Annotated in this window: 15 protein-coding genes; 10 read left to right on the plus strand and 5 right to left on the minus strand. The window is 68.7% G+C overall.

What is annotated here, in order from left to right; translation table 11 throughout:
- Positions 1-6: 6 nt before the first annotated feature.
- Positions 7-954, plus strand: a complete 948-nt coding sequence (locus C4F17_RS14160) for a LysR family transcriptional regulator (protein WP_081265677.1) — start codon at positions 7-9, stop codon at positions 952-954.
- Here the strand turns inward: C4F17_RS14160 and C4F17_RS14165 are convergent.
- Positions 938-1,708 (minus strand): Crp/Fnr family transcriptional regulator, encoded by a 771-nt coding sequence (locus tag C4F17_RS14165; RefSeq protein ID WP_172839755.1) that lies wholly within the window; start codon positions 1,706-1,708, stop codon positions 938-940. The two genes, C4F17_RS14160 and C4F17_RS14165, sit on opposite strands and share 17 nt — an antisense overlap.
- Positions 1,709-1,800: 92 nt before the next feature.
- Between C4F17_RS14165 and C4F17_RS14170 the strand changes: the two genes are divergently transcribed.
- Positions 1,801-2,205 carry a BLUF domain-containing protein gene (locus C4F17_RS14170; protein ID WP_106935653.1) on the plus strand — a complete coding sequence of 135 codons (405 nt, stop codon included), beginning with the start codon at positions 1,801-1,803 and terminating at the stop codon, positions 2,203-2,205.
- A 65-nt stretch (positions 2,206-2,270) separates the two neighbouring features.
- Here the strand turns inward: C4F17_RS14170 and C4F17_RS14175 are convergent, their stop codons facing one another.
- The gene (locus C4F17_RS14175; protein ID WP_106935654.1) at positions 2,271-2,594 is read right to left on the minus strand and encodes a DUF2917 domain-containing protein; all 324 of its coding nucleotides are present in this window, start codon (positions 2,592-2,594) and stop codon (positions 2,271-2,273) included.
- A gap of 173 nt (positions 2,595-2,767) precedes the next feature.
- Between C4F17_RS14175 and C4F17_RS14180 the strand changes: the two genes are divergently transcribed.
- Positions 2,768-3,751 carry a LysR substrate-binding domain-containing protein gene (locus tag C4F17_RS14180; protein WP_106935655.1) on the plus strand — a complete coding sequence of 328 codons (984 nt, stop codon included), beginning with the start codon at positions 2,768-2,770 and terminating at the stop codon, positions 3,749-3,751.
- A gap of 9 nt (positions 3,752-3,760) precedes the next feature.
- On the opposite strand, the gene C4F17_RS14185 is transcribed toward C4F17_RS14180, so the two are convergent.
- Positions 3,761-4,378, minus strand: a complete 618-nt coding sequence (locus tag C4F17_RS14185) for a 5-formyltetrahydrofolate cyclo-ligase (protein ID WP_081265672.1) — start codon at positions 4,376-4,378, stop codon at positions 3,761-3,763.
- A 9-nt stretch (positions 4,379-4,387) separates the two neighbouring features.
- Between C4F17_RS14185 and C4F17_RS14190 the strand changes: the two genes are divergently transcribed.
- From C4F17_RS14190 to C4F17_RS14200, 3 genes are all read left to right on the plus strand, one after another.
- Positions 4,388-6,418, plus strand: a complete 2,031-nt coding sequence (locus tag C4F17_RS14190; RefSeq protein ID WP_106935656.1) for a lytic transglycosylase domain-containing protein — start codon at positions 4,388-4,390, stop codon at positions 6,416-6,418.
- A gap of 10 nt (positions 6,419-6,428) precedes the next feature.
- A complete protein-coding gene (locus C4F17_RS14195; protein WP_106935657.1) occupies positions 6,429-6,989 on the plus strand; it encodes an MgtC/SapB family protein in 561 nt (186 codons plus the stop codon).
- A 98-nt stretch (positions 6,990-7,087) separates the two neighbouring features.
- Positions 7,088-7,771, plus strand: a complete 684-nt coding sequence (locus tag C4F17_RS14200; RefSeq protein ID WP_081265670.1) for a glutathione S-transferase family protein — start codon at positions 7,088-7,090, stop codon at positions 7,769-7,771.
- A 21-nt stretch (positions 7,772-7,792) separates the two neighbouring features.
- Here the strand turns inward: C4F17_RS14200 and C4F17_RS14205 are convergent, their stop codons facing one another.
- Complete coding sequence (locus C4F17_RS14205; RefSeq protein WP_106935658.1) at positions 7,793-8,518, minus strand: OmpW/AlkL family protein; 726 nt, start codon at positions 8,516-8,518, stop codon at positions 7,793-7,795.
- A gap of 164 nt (positions 8,519-8,682) precedes the next feature.
- Here C4F17_RS14205 and C4F17_RS14210 point away from each other — a divergent pair, with 164 nt between their 5' ends.
- The 4 genes from C4F17_RS14210 (at position 8,683) to otsA (ending at position 14,114) form a co-directional block, all read left to right on the plus strand.
- Positions 8,683-9,951, plus strand: coding sequence for a multifunctional CCA addition/repair protein (locus tag C4F17_RS14210; RefSeq protein ID WP_106935659.1), 1,269 nt, complete (start codon positions 8,683-8,685; stop codon positions 9,949-9,951).
- 76 nt (positions 9,952-10,027) lie between these two features.
- Positions 10,028-10,828 carry a trehalose-phosphatase gene (gene otsB / locus C4F17_RS14215; RefSeq protein WP_106935660.1) on the plus strand — a complete coding sequence of 267 codons (801 nt, stop codon included), beginning with the start codon at positions 10,028-10,030 and terminating at the stop codon, positions 10,826-10,828.
- Entirely contained in the window at positions 10,825-12,732 is a 1,908-nt protein-coding gene (locus C4F17_RS14220) for a glycoside hydrolase family 15 protein (RefSeq protein WP_106935661.1), read from the plus strand. Before otsB ends, C4F17_RS14220 begins: the two co-directional genes overlap by 4 nt.
- Entirely contained in the window at positions 12,729-14,114 is a 1,386-nt protein-coding gene (gene otsA / locus C4F17_RS14225) for an alpha,alpha-trehalose-phosphate synthase (UDP-forming) (RefSeq protein WP_081265665.1), read from the plus strand. The genes C4F17_RS14220 and otsA overlap by 4 nt, the downstream gene beginning before the upstream one ends.
- 210 nt (positions 14,115-14,324) lie before the next feature.
- On the opposite strand, the gene C4F17_RS14230 is transcribed toward otsA, so the two are convergent.
- Positions 14,325-14,666, minus strand: a complete 342-nt coding sequence (locus C4F17_RS14230) for a hypothetical protein (RefSeq protein WP_106935662.1) — start codon at positions 14,664-14,666, stop codon at positions 14,325-14,327.
- Positions 14,667-14,781: the final 115 nt, after the last annotated feature.

Here is a 14,781-nt window from a genome sequence, read left to right on the forward strand (position 1 = left end):
GTATGGATGGACCTGAGACAACTGCGCCAATTCCTGGCACTCGCCGAAACCGGCAGCTTCAGCGTCGCGGCCGAACGGTTGCACATGGCGCAGCCGCCGCTGTCGGTGGCCATCCGCAAGCTGGAAGAAGAACTGGGCACGCTGCTCTTCGTGCGCAGCTCGCGCGGCGTGAAGCTCACGGCCGCGGGCGACGCGGCGTTGAAGGCGGCGCGCGAATGCCTCGATGCGGCCACGCACATCAAGGCCGCGGTGCAGCTCGCGGTAGCGGGCGAGTCGGGCAAGCTGGCCATCGGATTCAGCGGTTCGGTCACGCTGCGCCTGCTGCCACGGCTGGTGCAGGCGTTCCGGCTGCGCCACCCCGCGGTTCACCTCGACCTGAAGGAAGGCACGAATCTGGAGCTGCTCTCCCGCGTGGAGGCGGGCACGCTCGACCTCGGCTTCGTGCGCGTTCCCACCAACCGGCCGCCCGAGCTACGCTTTCAGATGGTCGAGGAAGACCGCTTCTGCCTGGCGCTGCCGCGCGGCCATGCGCTCGCGCGCAAGCCTGCCGTGGCCCTGGCGGCGCTGGAGGGGCAACCCTTCATCGGCTACGCCCCCTCGCCCGTCGGCGGGCTGCATGCGGCGGTAAGCCTGGTGTTCCAGCGCGCGGGCGTGGCGCCGCGCATCACGCAGGAGGCCATTCAAGTGCAGACGGCGCTGGGACTGGTGGCCAGCGGCCTGGGAATGGCCCTGGTGCCGGCTGCCAACACGCCTTACCAGCGGTCTCTGGGAGCGGTGTTCAGGCCGATCCTCGACCTGCCGGACGACGCGCGCATCGGCATTGCGCTGGCCTACCGGGCCAACACCGAAAACCCGGCGCTGAAGCGCTTTCTGGAAATCACCGTCGAGAAGAACGAAGGAATGGCGACGCCTGTCGCCGGACCCGCGGGTACCGCCGCTAGATCAGCGGCGTAGGCCGCATCGGCCGCTCGAAGTAGTCGCCCAGCGTCTCCAGCGCATGCGGCTCCATGATGCGCAGCCAGCCGGTGTCGATCTTGTAGAACCCGAGCCGCTGCAGCCGCCGCATCGTCTTGTTGGTGTGCACCAGCGAAAGCCCCAGCGCGTCGGCGATGTGCTGCTGGTTGAACGGAAACTCGACCCAGCCGTCGCGCACCATGCCCACGCGCTCGGCGCGGCGGTACAGGTGCATCAGCAGCATCGCCACCCGCTCGCCGGCGTTGCGCCGGCCGGTGGTGACAAGGTTGTCGTCCACCATCTTTTCCTCGCGCGCGGCGAGCCAGGTGATGTCGTAGCCGAGCTTGGGCTGGGCGTGGAACAGGCCCCAGAGCCGGTCGCGCGAGAAGGCGCACAGCGTGACGTCGGTGACGGCCTCGACGCCGTGCGTCTGGCCGTCGGCGAACTCGTCCTGCAGGCCGATGAAGTCACCGGGCAGGAGAAAGCTCAGGATCTGCCGCCGGCCATCGCTCAGCGTCTTGTAGCGAAAGGCCCAGCCCGAATAGAGAGTGAAGAGCTGCGAACTGGGCCGATGCTCCTCGATGATCGAGCTTCCGGCCTCCACGCGCCGGGCCCCGACCCGGAACGACTGGATGGTCTTGAGTTCTTCGTCGGTGGCAGGAAGGAAGGCGTCGAGCTGGCGCAACGCGCACTGGTCGCACGGATTGACGCCTTGAGGCGGCGCTGCGGCGGCGGGGTAGTCCTCGAATTTCACGCTTAACTATAGGCCGTCCGGCTGTGTCTTTTGACATTTCAGGGTGTCTTTTGCGTCACTAGACTGCGCAGCGCCCTCCCTTGACAAGACGCATGACGCAAGACCAGACGCTTTACGAAATCCTTTACTGCAGCACCCTCGTGCAGGACCTGTCACCCCGAACGGTGGGCGCGATCGTCAGCCAGGCGCGTGGGCGCAACGCCGAGCATGGCATCACGGGACTGCTGGTTTTCGACGGCTTGCGGTTCTGCCAGCACCTGGAAGGGCCGCGCGAGGAGGTTCAGGCGCTGATGCAGCGGATCGAACGCGACCCGCGCCATGTCGATGTACGCATCGCCTATGAAGGCGCACTGAGCAACCGGCGCTACACCGGTTTCGGGCTGGGCCTGGCCGAAAGCGAGGGGCCGCACCTGATGTCGGGCGTGCACGCACTGGAAGGCGAAACCGCCCTGCTGCATTTCCTGGCGCTGCGGCCCAGCTTCGACATCAACGGCTGAGGAACGCCCAAGCAAAGAAAAAGGCGGCCGAAGCCGCCTCTCTCGAGCGCAGGGTTGGCGGAGGATCAGGCGTTGTCCCAGCTGTAGGTCGCGCCGTAGCCGTCCCACGCTTCCATGACGATGCGCTGGCCCGCCGCCACCGTGAGCGATTCCCCGGGTGCGAGCACCAGGTCTTCGCTGGGATTGGCGAGCGTGGCGTCGGGGGTGACCCACACGCGGCCCTGCTTGACCCGCAGCACGCTGGTCGAACGCGCCTTCAGGCTCATCGCCTCGCCGGGGGCGATCTGCCAGGCGCCGCGGCGCACGGCTGGCGGCACTGCGGCAGTGGCGGTGCGGGCGGGAACGGACAGGGACGAGAGCGATTCGGTGGTGCAGACGGCGGTGGACATGATGAGGACTCCTGGGCTTGCCGAAGCGCTTGACAGACAGAAGGCAATTGCGCAGTTCGGGAATGAATGATCGTTTCTGGCCCGTTGGCAGTCCAATGAAAAGGAGGTAGCCTACTGATGCCCGTTTCGCATCAATGCATCCGGCCGCCGGATTGCCGCCCGAAGTCATACCCATGCAACATTCGCAAACCCATTTGCGCTCCCGCCCGATCTCGGCCGGGCATCTGCGCGCCTTCGAGGCCGTCGCCCGCCACCTGAATTTCCGCGCCGCCGCCGAGGAAATGGCGCTCACCCAGTCGGCTGTCAGCCGGCAGATCCAGTCGCTGGAAGAAGAAGTGGGCGTGGCGCTGTTCCTGCGCCACACGCGGGCGGTGGAGCTCACCAGCGCCGGCGCGCAGCTGCTGCTGGCGGTGCAGCAGTCGCTGCCGCGCATCGACACGGCGGTGCGACAGATCAGGCAGAGCGCGGGGCGCAAGAGCGTGTCGCTGACCACCTTCGCCTCATTTGCGTCGATGTGGCTGATTCCCCGGCTGGAAGCCTTCCAGCGCGACAACCCCGAGATCGACATCCGCATCGACGCCAGCGACGTGGCGGTCGACCTCGAAGTGGCCGACGTCGACATCGCGCTGCGCTACGGCCCGCGCGAGGTCATGCCGGCCGGCGCGGTGCGCCTGTTCGGCGAAACGCTGACGCCGGTGGCCAGCCCCTGGCTGCTGAAGAGCAGCCCGCCCATCAGGACGCCGGCCGACATCACCCGCTTCACGCTGATCGAGGCCGGCGACGCCCACCGCACCCACCTCGAGTGGCTGACCTGGCGCCGCTGGTTCGAAGTGAACGGCCAGGAACGCGCGCAGCCCAAGCGCTGGCTCTATTTCAACTACGCCTACCAGATGGTGCAGGCCGCCCTCACGGGCCAGGGCGTGACGCTCGCGCGCAGCTCGCTGATTGCCGAGAGCCTGGCCAACGGCGACCTGGTCGAGGTGCTGCCGCAGCACCGCATGGACTCGCCGATGGCCTACTGGCTCATCGCCGGTCCGCGCAACGCGCTGCGGCCCGAGATCAAGGCCTTCTGGGACTGGCTGCAGACGCAGGCCATCACCACGCGCGAGACCATCGGCGAGGTGCCCGACCCGGACACGGTGGACAACCTCGACTGAGCCGGGGGCTCAGCTGGTCGGCCAGACCACGCCGTTGTCGTTCAGGATGGCGTCCAGCGGCAGGTCGTGCGCCTCGGGCTCGAAGTCGTCCAGGAAGCCGTGGGTGAACCCCAGCCCCACCGTGAACGGCCGCGGCTCCAGCGCCGCCAGCGTGCGGTCGTAGAAGCCGCCGCCGTAGCCCAGCCGGTACCCGCCCGCGCTGTAGCCCACGCAGGGCACGAACAGCAGGGTCGGCACGATCAGCTCGGTGTCCTTGGGCTTGGGGATGCCGTAGGCGTCTTCTTCCATCTGGCAGCCCGGATACCAGGCATGGAAGGTCAGGGTCTTGTGAACTTTGTCGATCACCGGCAGTCCGATGCGGCGGCGCTGCGGCTCTTCCATGAGCTCGCCGTCCTCCTTCCAGCGGTGCAGAGCGGGCAGCGGATCGAACTCGCCCTTGATCGGCCAGTACGCGCCGATCACGGTGTCGGGCCGGCCGACCAGCCAGATCCGCATCACGCGCTGCAGGAGATCGGCGCGCGCCAGGCGGTCGGGCATTGCCAGTCGCTGCTCGATCAGTGCTTTTCGCAGCTGATCCTTAAGAAAACTCGCGGTCGCCGAGGTGTCGGCATCCTTTGACTTGTCCATAATCCCCCGATGCAGTTCCCAAGCATTTTGGCATCCAAGCGCCGCCGCCCGCGCGGCGCAACTCCCGCACTCGTTTTTTCCGCTGTCCTGGCGCTCGCCGCGTTGCTCTCCCAGCAACCCGCCGCGGCCCAGAACAACACCAACGACGACGTGCTCATCCAGATGAAGCAGGCCTTCCAGCGCGGCGACAAGGCCCGCCTGTCGGCCCTGCTGCCGCAGGCCCGCGGGCATGCACTGGAACCTTGGGCCGCCTACTGGGAACTCAAGGCGCGCCTGCAGGAAGCCTCGCCCACCGAGGTGCAGGACTTCTTCGCGCGCTATGCCGGCACCTACCAGGAAGACCGCCTGCGCAACGACTGGCTGCTGCTCACCGGCCAGCGCCGCGACTGGGACAACTTCTCCGCCGCCATCGCCGGCTTCCGCATGGGCGACGACGCGCAGGTGCGCTGCTACGCCACGCTGGTCGACACGCTGCGCAGCGGCACCGCCACCCAGGCGCAGGCCGACGAGGTGCGCCGCAACTGGTTCGCACAGAAAGACGCCGACGACGGCTGCCTCACCGCAGCCGACCGCATGGTCGCCGCCCGCCTCATGACGCCGGCAGACGCCTGGAAGAAGGCGCGCCTGGCCATGGAGGCCAACCGCCCGCAGGCCGCGCGCGGCGCGGTCACCATCGCCGCGCCCGACGCGCTGCCGCTGTTCGAGGAGGTGAACGCCAGCGCCGCCAAGTTCCTGGCCGGGCGCGCCTTCGTGGCCGCCAAGTCGCGCAAGGAGCTGGTGGTGCTCGCGCTCATCAAGGTGGCCATCGCCGACCCCGACATGGCCGCGTCGCAGCTCGACGGCAAATGGGGCCCGATGCTCTCGGCCGAGGAGCGCAACTGGCTCTGGGGCACCATCGGCCGCCAGGCAGCGAACAAGCTGTCGCCGCAGGCCGGCACCTACTTCGCCAACGTCACCAAGAACAGCGACCTGTCGGACGACATGCTCGGCTGGCGCGTGCGCGCCGCCTTGCGCGCCGGCCAATGGAAAGAGGTGGCGCCCGCCATCAACGCCATGAGCGAAACCGCCCAGCTCGACCCCACCTGGGTCTACTGGAAGGCCCGCGCGCTGGCCAACAGCGGCAGCGAAGAGCGCCGCGCCCAGGCCCGCGAGCTCTACCAGAGCATTGCCGGCTCGCGCGGCTTCTACGAAATGCTGGCGCTCGAGGAGCTGGGCCAGCGCACCGTGGTGCCCACCCGCCCCGCCCCGCTCACGCCCGAAGAAAAAGCCGCCGCCCGCGCCAACCCGTCGCTGGCCCGCGGCCTCTATGCCATCGCGATCGGCCTGCGCCCCGAAGGCACGCGCGAGTGGAACTACGCCACCAACCTGCACGACAAGGGCGGCATGGACGACCGCGCCCTGCTGGCCGCGGCCGACTTCGCCTGCCAGCGCGAGGTGTGGGACCGCTGCATCAACACCAGCGAGCGCACCAAGGGCGTGGTCGACGTCGACCAGCGCTTCCCCATGCCCTTCCACGACACGGTGCTGCGCAAGAGCCAGGACATCGGCCTCGACCCGGCCTACGTCTACGGCCTGATCCGCCAGGAAAGCCGCTTCATCATGGATGCGCGCTCGGGCGTCGGCGCTTCGGGCCTGATGCAGGTCATGCCCGCCACCGCGCGCTGGACGGCCCGCAAGATCGGCCTGACCGACTTCTCGCCCAACCAGATCAACGACCGCGAGACCAACATCACCATCGGCACCAACTACCTGAAGCTGGCGCTCGACGACTTCGACGGCTCCATGGCGCTGGCCGCCGCCGCCTACAACGCCGGCCCGGGCCGGCCGCGCAACTGGCGCAACGGCCCGGTGCTCGACGCCGCCATCTGGGCCGAGAACGTGCCCTTCAGCGAGACGCGCGACTACGTGAAGAAGGTGCTGGCCAACACCACCAACTACGCCGCCATCATCAGCGGCCGGCCGCAGTCGCTGAAGGAGCGCCTGGGCCGCATCGGCCCGCGCGACGCCGCCGAGCCCGAACCCAACAAGGACCTGCCTTGAGGCGCTCGGCATGAGCTGGCGCGACGAGGTCCTGGACACCATCGCGTCCGAGTTCTCGGACGTGACCGACGTCGCGCAGCTCACGCGCATCGTGCTGCGCCTCACGCTGGCCGCCGCGCTGGGCTTCCTGCTCGGCTTCGAGCGCGAGCAGGCGGGCAAGGCGGCCGGCGTGCGCACCCACATGCTGGTGGCCATCGGCTCGGCGATGTTCGTGCTGATACCGCAGCAGACCGGCATCGTGCCGGCAGACATGAGCCGGGTGATCCAGGGGCTGGTGGCGGGCGTGGGCTTTCTTTGCGCCGGCACCATCCTCAAGCAGGGCAAGGACGAAAGCCACGTGCAGGGCCTGACCACCGCCGCCGGACTGTGGATGACGGCCGCCATCGGCATGGCCTGCGGCCTCGGGCGCGAAGCCACCGCGCTGCTGAGCGCACTGCTGGCGCTGGCGGTGCTGTCGCTGGTGCCGCGCCTCGTGGGGCTGATCGAGCGCGTGACCGGCCCTCAGAAGGGCGGCGAAGACGGCACCGCGCCGCGCGTCATCGCCTCGGCCGACGACACGCCCGCGCGCTGAAGGCGCCGGCGCATCAATTCGCGCCGCGTTCGTCATCAATCGGGCCGTGGCGCGCAGCTAGCATTTAGAACTTTGCACCCAACGCCCGGGAGACTCTCATGCGCAAGCTCTACATCGGCAACAAGAACTACTCGTCCTGGTCCATGCGCCCCTGGGTGCTGATGAAGCAGGCCGGCATCCCCTTCGAGGAAGTGATGGTGCGCTTCGATTCCTTCGAAGCGGACTCGAAGTTCAAGAACGCCATCGCCGCCATCAACCCGGTGGCCAAGGTGCCCGTGCTGGTCGACGGCGACCTGGTGGTCTGGGACACGCTGGCCATCGCCGAGTACCTGGCCGAGACCTTCCCTGAAAAGCAGCTCTGGCCCCGCGACGCGGCGGACCGTGCGCGCGCGCGCAGCGTCTGCGCCGAGATGCACTCGGGCTTCGGCGGCCTGCGCGGCCATTGCGGAATGAACCTCGAAGCCTCGCTGCCCGAAGTGGGCGCGCGGCTGATGAAGGAAGAGCCCACGGTCGCCAGCGACCTCGCGCGCATCGTGCAGATGTGGAGCGGCCTGCTCGACGCGCACGGCGGCCCCATGCTGTTCGGCGAGTTCGGCATCGCCGATGCCTACTTCGCGCCCGTGGGCACGCGCATCAAGACCTACGGGCTGCCGGTGCCGCCGCACATCACGGCCTACATCGAACGTGTGCAGGCATTGCCGGGCGTCAAGGCCTGGATCGACGGCGGACTGGCGGAGAAGGATTTCCTGCAGTTCGAGGAGCCCTACCGCACGGGGCGGTAAGGTCCTCGAAGAGGATGGCGGTCAGAACCGGTAGGTTGCCGCCAGGTAGGTGACGATCGGGTTCAGCTTCAGGCTGGCCTGGCTCGTGGCCACCGGCAGGCCGGTGATCGAGGTGGTCGTCAGCTTGGCCGTGGTCTTCAGCGGGATGTACGACACCGAGAACGAGATGCCCCAGTGCTTGTCGAACTGGTAGGCCACGCCGGCGTTCAGCACGGGTGCGAACTTGCTGTCGAGCTTGGCCGTGGTGTTCACGCGGAACGGCGACACGCCGAACTGCTGCGCCAGCGCACCCTGCAGGTTCGACGTGAGCTGCACGTCGCTGTACCAGACATAGGTGGCGCCCAGGCCCACGAAGGGGCGAAACGCCGAGTTGGCGTCGTTGAAGAAATACTTGCCCAGGATGGTCGGGCTCCACTGGCGGGCCTCGCCCAGCTGGCCGACGCGGCCCAGCGTGCCGGTACCGTTGAGCTTGAACTTCGGCGGCACGCCGAACACGCCTTCCACGGCCCAGTTGCTGTCGAGGAAATAGGTGGCATTGAGACCCAGGGTGTCGGAGTCGCTCACGCTGGCGCCCGAGCCGGGCAGCACCGCCGGAATCGGGGAGGTCACGGTCAGCGGCTTGCTCGAGTCCTGCGGCGAAAGATGGAACCAGCCCGTGCCGATGACCCAGTCGCCCCCCTGTTGCGCCATGGCGCTGCCGGACGCCAGGGCGCCCAGAGCGGCCAACGCAAACACTGTTTTCTTCATGATGTGAAAGCTCCTTTGATTGAAAAATCCCTCTGCGCAGCGCAGCCTCGGCTTGTAGCCGCCGCTGACATTCGCCCGCCGGACGAATGGTGGCCCGCTCCGCGCCGGAAATTATCGAACGACCGTTCTATTTTTGAGGTACGGAGTATCCCTACACTGCATTCATGAAAATTTTTCTCGTCGGCGGCGCGGTGCGCGACAGGCTGCTAGGGCGCCCCGTATCCGACCATGACTGGCTGGTGGTCGGCGCCACGCCCGAAGCCATGGTGGCCCGCGGCTACCTGCCCGTGGGGCGCGACTTTCCGGTGTTCCTGCACCCCGAGACGCGCGAGGAGTACGCGCTCGCCCGCACCGAGCGCAAGAGCGCGCCGGGCTACCGCGGCTTCACCGTGCATGCCTCGCCGGACGTCACGCTGGAACAGGACCTCGCACGCCGCGACCTGACCGTCAACGCCATCGCGCTGCCCGCCGAGCTGGTGAATGCCGACGGCAGCTTCGACCCCACGCCCGGCACGCTGGCCGACCCCTTCCACGGCCAACGCGACCTGCGCGACAAGGTGCTGCGCCACGTGACCGACGCCTTCCGCGAAGACCCGGTGCGCATCCTGCGCGTGGCGCGTTTCGCCGCGCGCTTCCACGACTTCGGCGTCGCCCCGGAGACCATGGCGCTGATGCGCGAGATGGTGGCGGCCGGCGAGGCCGACGCGCTGGTGCCCGAGCGCGTGTGGCAGGAGCTGTCGCGCGGCCTCGCCGAAACACGGCCTTCGCGCATGTTCGACGTGCTGCGCGGCTGCGGCGCGCTGGCCGTTCTGCTGCCCGAGGTCGACCGGCTCTGGGGCGTGCCGCAGCGCGCCGAGCACCACCCCGAGGTCGACACCGGCGTGCACCTGATGATGGTGCTCGACACCGCCGCGCGCCTGCAGGCCTCGCTGCCGGTGCGCTTCGCCTGCCTGATGCACGACCTGGGCAAGGGCACACCGCCGGCCGACGTCTTGCCGCGCCACACCGGCCACGAGAAGCGCAGCGCCGAACTGCTGCAGGAGGTGTGCGAACGCTGGCGCGTGCCCGTGGACGTCCGCGAGCTGGCCGAGGTGGTGGCGCGCGAGCACGGCCACATCCACGCCAGCGGCTCGCTCGATGCGGCGGAGCTGGTGCGCCTGCTGGAGCGCTGCGACGCCTTCCGCAAGCCCGCGCGCTTTGCCGAGGCGCTGCTGGCCTGCGAGTGCGACGCGCGCGGGCGGCTCGGCTTCGAGGACACGGCCTATCCGCAACGCCCCCGGCTGCTGGCCGCGCTGGCCACCGCGGCGGCCGTGCCCACCGACGTGGTGGCGCGCGCCGCCCAGCAGGCCGGCGCCACCGGCCCGAAGATCGGCGAGGCGATCCACCAGGCCCGGGTGGAGGCCGTGGCGGCCGTGGCGGCATCGGCGGGCTGAAAGCGCCCAAGGCCCTGCCGCACAGCCGGTTTTGGCCGACACGGGATGCCGGGCGCCCGTGCTATGGTTTTTCCCAATGCCAAAGTCCTCCAGCAACTTGCAGTTGCCTCCTCCGCTGGGCCGGGATTCAGCCCTCTTCCTCGACTTCGACGGGACACTCGTCGGGCTCGCGCCCACGCCTGAAGCCATCGAGATCCCGCCTGCCCTCGTTTCACTCCTGAGCGACCTGCGCGACCAGCTCGGCGGCGCGCTCGCCGTCGTGTCGGGCCGCCAGATCGACTCCATCGACCGCTTCCTGGCGCCACTGCGCCTGCCGGCGGCCGGCGAGCACGGCGTGCAGCGCCGCGACGCCAAGGGCCACATGCAGGAGCAGCGCCCGCCCGACCTTGCCTCCATCCTCGACGTTGCCAACGAGCTCGCGCGCGTACATGAAGGCCTGTTGGTGGAGCGCAAGCATGCCGCCATCGCACTGCACTACCGGCTCGCGCCGCAGCTCGAGGCGGTGTGCCGCGACGCCATGTCGCGCGCCATCGCGCACGACCCGCAGATAGAACTGATGCACGGCAAGTTCGTGTTCGAGGTGAAGCCCGCGGGCATCAACAAGGGCATTGCCATCAATGCCTTCATGGAAGAGGCGCCGTTCACCGGGCGCACGCCCGTCTTCCTTGGCGACGACACCACCGACGAGAGCGGCTTCGCGGTGGTGCAGCCGCGCGGCGGCGTCGGCGTGAAGGTGGGCTCGGGCCCCAGCCTGGCGCTGCACCGGCTCGAATCGCCGCGCGCAGTCTACGAATGGCTGGTGCAGGCACGCGACATTCTGGCGGCGCCCGCGGCACGCAAGACAACAGACACCGAATCCCCGAGGAACCCCGGATGAGCGAACAGCAACTATCGACGGCCCCCGAAGCGCACGCCGGCGCCGCCGGTCCCGACGACCGCGCACCGGTCGACTTCAAGGCTGCCGCCGCCCCTGGACCGCGCGGCTTCGCGCCGCCGGCCGAGCCGTCGCTCGATGTCGGCGTGATCGGCAACTGCGCCTACAGCGCGCTCATCGACGGACGCGGACGCGCCGTGTGGTGCTGCCTGCCGCGCTTCGACGGCGACCCGGTCTTCAATGCGCTACTGCACCCGGGCGAGGAAGCCGGCGCGTGGAGCATCGACATCGAGGACTTCGCCGAAGCCAGGCAGTGGTACGAGCCGAACACCGCCGTGCTGCGCACGCAGCTCTTCGACAGCGCGGGCCAGGGCATCGAGATCACCGACTTCGCGCCGCGCTTCTACAGCCGCTCGCGCTACTTCCGCCCGCTGATGATGGTGCGCCGCGTGCGGCCCATTGCCGGTGCGCCGCGCATCCGCGTGTCGCTCGATCCGCGTTTCCAGTGGGGCGCCTCGGCGCCGGTGGAAGTCACGCGCGGCAGCAACCACATCCGCTACGTGGGACCCGACCTCACGCTTCGGCTGAACACCGACGCATCGATCTCGCACATCCTCTCGCGCCAGCCCTTCGTGATCTCGCGCGAATACAACTTCATGTTCGGCGTGGACGAGACGCTGACGGACGGCATTGCCGACACCGCGCGCAAGTTCGAGCAGGAGACCATCGCCTACTGGCGCACCTGGACCAAGCGCCTGGCGATTCCCTTCGAGTACCAGGACGCGGTGATCCGCGCGGCCATCACGCTGAAGCTCTCGCTGTACGAGGACACCGGCGCCATCGTCGCCGCCATGACCACCAGCATTCCCGAGGCACCCGGCAGCCAGCGCAACTGGGACTACCGCTACTGCTGGCTGCGCGACGCCTTCTTCGTGGTGCGCGCGCTCAATTCGCTGAGCGAAGTGGGCACCATGGAAGACTACCTGCGCTGGCTGGGCAACGTGGTGATCGGCTCGCACGGCGAGCACATCCAGCCGCTGTACGGCATCGGGCTGGAGCGCGAGCTGCCCGAATCCTTCGTCGAAGGCCTGCCGGGCTATCGCGGCATGGGCCCGGTGCGCGTGGGCAACCAGGCGCAGGAGCACTTCCAGCACGACGTGTACGGCAACATCGTGCTCGGCGCGGCGCAGGCCTTCCACGACCACCGGCTGCTCAGCCGCGCGGGGCTGGCGGAGTTTCCGCACCTCGAGGCGGTGGGCGAACAGGCGGTGCGCGTCTACGGCACGCCCGACGCCGGCATGTGGGAGCTGCGCACGCGGGCCCGCGTGCACACCAGCTCGGCGCTGATGAGCTGGGCCGCCTGCGACCGGCTCAGCAAGATCGCCCGCGCGCTGGACCTGCCCGAACGCGCCGCCTACTGGCACGGCCACGCCGCGCGCATGAAGGAAGAGATCCTCACCAAGTCGTGGTGCGAGGAGCGGCAGGCCTTTGCCGAGAGCTTCGGCGGGCACGAGCTCGACGCGAGCATCCTGCTGATGGTGGAGGTGGGCCTGATCGACGCGCGCGACCCGCGCTTCATCTCCACCGTCGACGCCATGGAGAAGTCGCTGTGCGACGGCCCGTACATGCGCCGCTACGAGGCCGCCGACGACTTCGGCAAGCCCGAGACGGCCTTCAACATCTGCACCTTCTGGCGCATCGACGCACTCGCCAAGATCGGCCGCAAGGCCGAGGCGCGCCAGATCTTCGAGACCATGCTGGCCGCGCGCAACCCGCTGGGGCTGCTGTCGGAAGACACGCACCCGGTCACCGGCGAGATGTGGGGCAACTTTCCGCAGACCTATTCGATGGTCGGCATCATCAATGCGGCGGTGCGCCTGTCCGCTCCGTGGGACTCCGCCATATGAGCCGCCTCGTCGTCATTTCGAACCGCGTGGCCGACCCACGCAAGCCCGCGGCCGGCGGCCTGGCCGTGGCACTGGGCGAATCGCTGCAGCAAAGCGGCGGCCTCTGGTTCGGCTGGAGCGGGCAGATCATCGAAGGCGGGCCGACCGGCGAAGGCGAGCTGCACCGGCAGCAGGCCGGCAAGGTCACGCTCGCCACCATCGACCTGAGCCGCGAGGACCACGACAGCTATTACCTCGGCTACAGCAACGACGTGCTCTGGCCGGTGTTCCACAACCGGCTCGACCTGGCGCACTTCGACGCCGGCTTCATCGGCGGCTACCGGCGCGTGAACCAGCTGTTCGCGCGCAAGCTGCTGCCGCTGCTGAAGGAAGACGACATCATCTGGGTGCACGACTACCACCTGATACCGCTGGCGGCCGAGCTGCGCGCGATGGGCTGCAAGCAGCGCATCGGCTTCTTCCTGCATATTCCGCTGCCGCCGCAGATCATCATCGCGGCCATTCCGCAGCACGAGTGGCTGATGCGCTCGCTGTTCGCCTACGACCTGATCGGCTTCCAGGCCCAGCAGGACGTGCAGCACTTCGAGCACTACGTGCGCAACGAGGCGCGCGGCCAGTACCTGGGCGACGACATGTACCGCGCCTACGGGCAGACGGTGCGCTGCAGCGCGTTCCCGATCGGCATCGACGTGGACGAGTTCGCCGCGCTCACGCATGCGAAGGAATCGCGCGACATGTACGAGACCATGAAGCGCGAGTATTCGCAGCGCCGGCTGCTGCTGGGCATCGACCGGCTCGACTACTCCAAGGGCATTCCGCAGCGCGTGCGGGCGTTCCGGGAGTTGCTGGCGCACTACCCCGAGAACCGGCGCAGCGCGACGCTGATACAGATCGCCTCGCCCACGCGAGAGACGGTCGACGCCTACGCCGACATCCGCCGCGAGCTCGAGTCGCTGTGCGGCGCCATCAACGGCGACTACGGCGAACTCGACTGGATGCCGGTGCGCTACATCCACCGCATGGTGGCGCGCAAGCGCGTGCCGGGCCTGTGCCGCGCGGCGGCCGTGGGGCTGGTGACGCCGCTGCGCGACGGCATGAACCTGGTGGCCAAGGAATACATCGCGGCGCAGGACCCGGCCGACCCCGGCGTGCTGGTGCTGTCGCGCTTTGCCGGCGCGGCCGAGCAGCTGAAAGAGGCGCTGCTGGTGAACCCGTACGACACGCACGGCACGGCGGAAACCGTGCAGCAGGCGCTGCACATGCCGCTGGAAGAACGGCGCGAGCGGCACCAGAAGCTGCTGTCGCGCATCCGCGACCAGGACATCCACTGGTGGCGGCGCACCTTCCTGGATGCGCTGCGCGAGGTGGACAGCGAGCGCTGAGCTTCTGCTTTTGTTCGTCGGGCGTTTTTTGGGGCGCGCTCGCGCCGACGGTGTACCTTGCTCCGCGAATGTCCCCCGCGGCTGCGCCGCTCCTCCTTTATTTCGCTGCGCAAGGCACCCCGCCGGCGCGATCGTTCGGAGCACTGCTTGATCGGCCGAGAACCGGCAGCGTGGCCTGTGCACGCGCCATGAAGGACAGTCGCCCCAGCCTCACCAGCCCGTCAGCAGGCGCATCAGCCGCATCACGGGCCGCAGTTCCGGATCGGCCTGCACGGGCACATGCGGCTGGTACGGCGCGTGGATGCGCAGCGACACGGGTGCGTGCAGCGCCGTCACCTCGATCCAGCCGCCGCGGTCCAGCCGGTGGACATCGCCTTCGTCCAGCGCGGCTTCCGTCATGAACAGCGATTCGCCGAACCAGCTCGGGGGAGACACCAACCGCACCCGGCCCTCGGCCACTTGCAGCGACGTGCCGGCATCGACGGCGGTGCGCAGGGACTGGCCCGGCTCGAGGGTGACCAAGGCGGGGGCTGAAGAGAGCGTGGTGATCATGGCGTGCGTTTGAAAAAAGCGGTGGTCGGGCACTGATCGTAGGAATTCGGTTGCCCAAAAAACAGGCACACGCACCGGCTATTGCGGCCATAACAGCCGACGTCCGGGCGCATCT

Origin of the sequence: Variovorax sp. PMC12 (assembly GCF_003019815.1) — a bacterium.
Classification (GTDB): domain Bacteria; phylum Pseudomonadota; class Gammaproteobacteria; order Burkholderiales; family Burkholderiaceae_C; genus Variovorax.

Bases quoted from the DNA above. Each gene is read 5' to 3' on its own strand.
- C4F17_RS14160 (WP_081265677.1), top strand. From the start codon at position 7: ATGGACCTGAGACAACTGCGCCAATTCCTGGCACTCGCCGAAACCGGC.
- C4F17_RS14170 (WP_106935653.1), top strand. From the start codon at position 1,801: ATGACGCAAGACCAGACGCTTTACGAAATCCTTTACTGCAGCACCCTC.
- C4F17_RS14175 (WP_106935654.1), bottom strand. From the start codon at position 2,594: ATGTCCACCGCCGTCTGCACCACCGAATCGCTCTCGTCCCTGTCCGTT.
- C4F17_RS14180 (WP_106935655.1), top strand. From the start codon at position 2,768: ATGCAACATTCGCAAACCCATTTGCGCTCCCGCCCGATCTCGGCCGGG.
- C4F17_RS14185 (WP_081265672.1), bottom strand. From the start codon at position 4,378: ATGGACAAGTCAAAGGATGCCGACACCTCGGCGACCGCGAGTTTTCTT.
- C4F17_RS14190 (WP_106935656.1), top strand. From the start codon at position 4,388: ATGCAGTTCCCAAGCATTTTGGCATCCAAGCGCCGCCGCCCGCGCGGC.
- C4F17_RS14195 (WP_106935657.1), top strand. From the start codon at position 6,429: ATGAGCTGGCGCGACGAGGTCCTGGACACCATCGCGTCCGAGTTCTCG.
- C4F17_RS14200 (WP_081265670.1), top strand. From the start codon at position 7,088: ATGCGCAAGCTCTACATCGGCAACAAGAACTACTCGTCCTGGTCCATG.
- C4F17_RS14205 (WP_106935658.1), bottom strand. From the start codon at position 8,518: ATGAAGAAAACAGTGTTTGCGTTGGCCGCTCTGGGCGCCCTGGCGTCC.
- C4F17_RS14210 (WP_106935659.1), top strand. From the start codon at position 8,683: ATGAAAATTTTTCTCGTCGGCGGCGCGGTGCGCGACAGGCTGCTAGGG.
- otsB (WP_106935660.1), top strand. From the start codon at position 10,028: ATGCCAAAGTCCTCCAGCAACTTGCAGTTGCCTCCTCCGCTGGGCCGG.
- C4F17_RS14220 (WP_106935661.1), top strand. From the start codon at position 10,825: ATGAGCGAACAGCAACTATCGACGGCCCCCGAAGCGCACGCCGGCGCC.
- otsA (WP_081265665.1), top strand. From the start codon at position 12,729: ATGAGCCGCCTCGTCGTCATTTCGAACCGCGTGGCCGACCCACGCAAG.
- C4F17_RS14230 (WP_106935662.1), bottom strand. From the start codon at position 14,666: ATGATCACCACGCTCTCTTCAGCCCCCGCCTTGGTCACCCTCGAGCCG.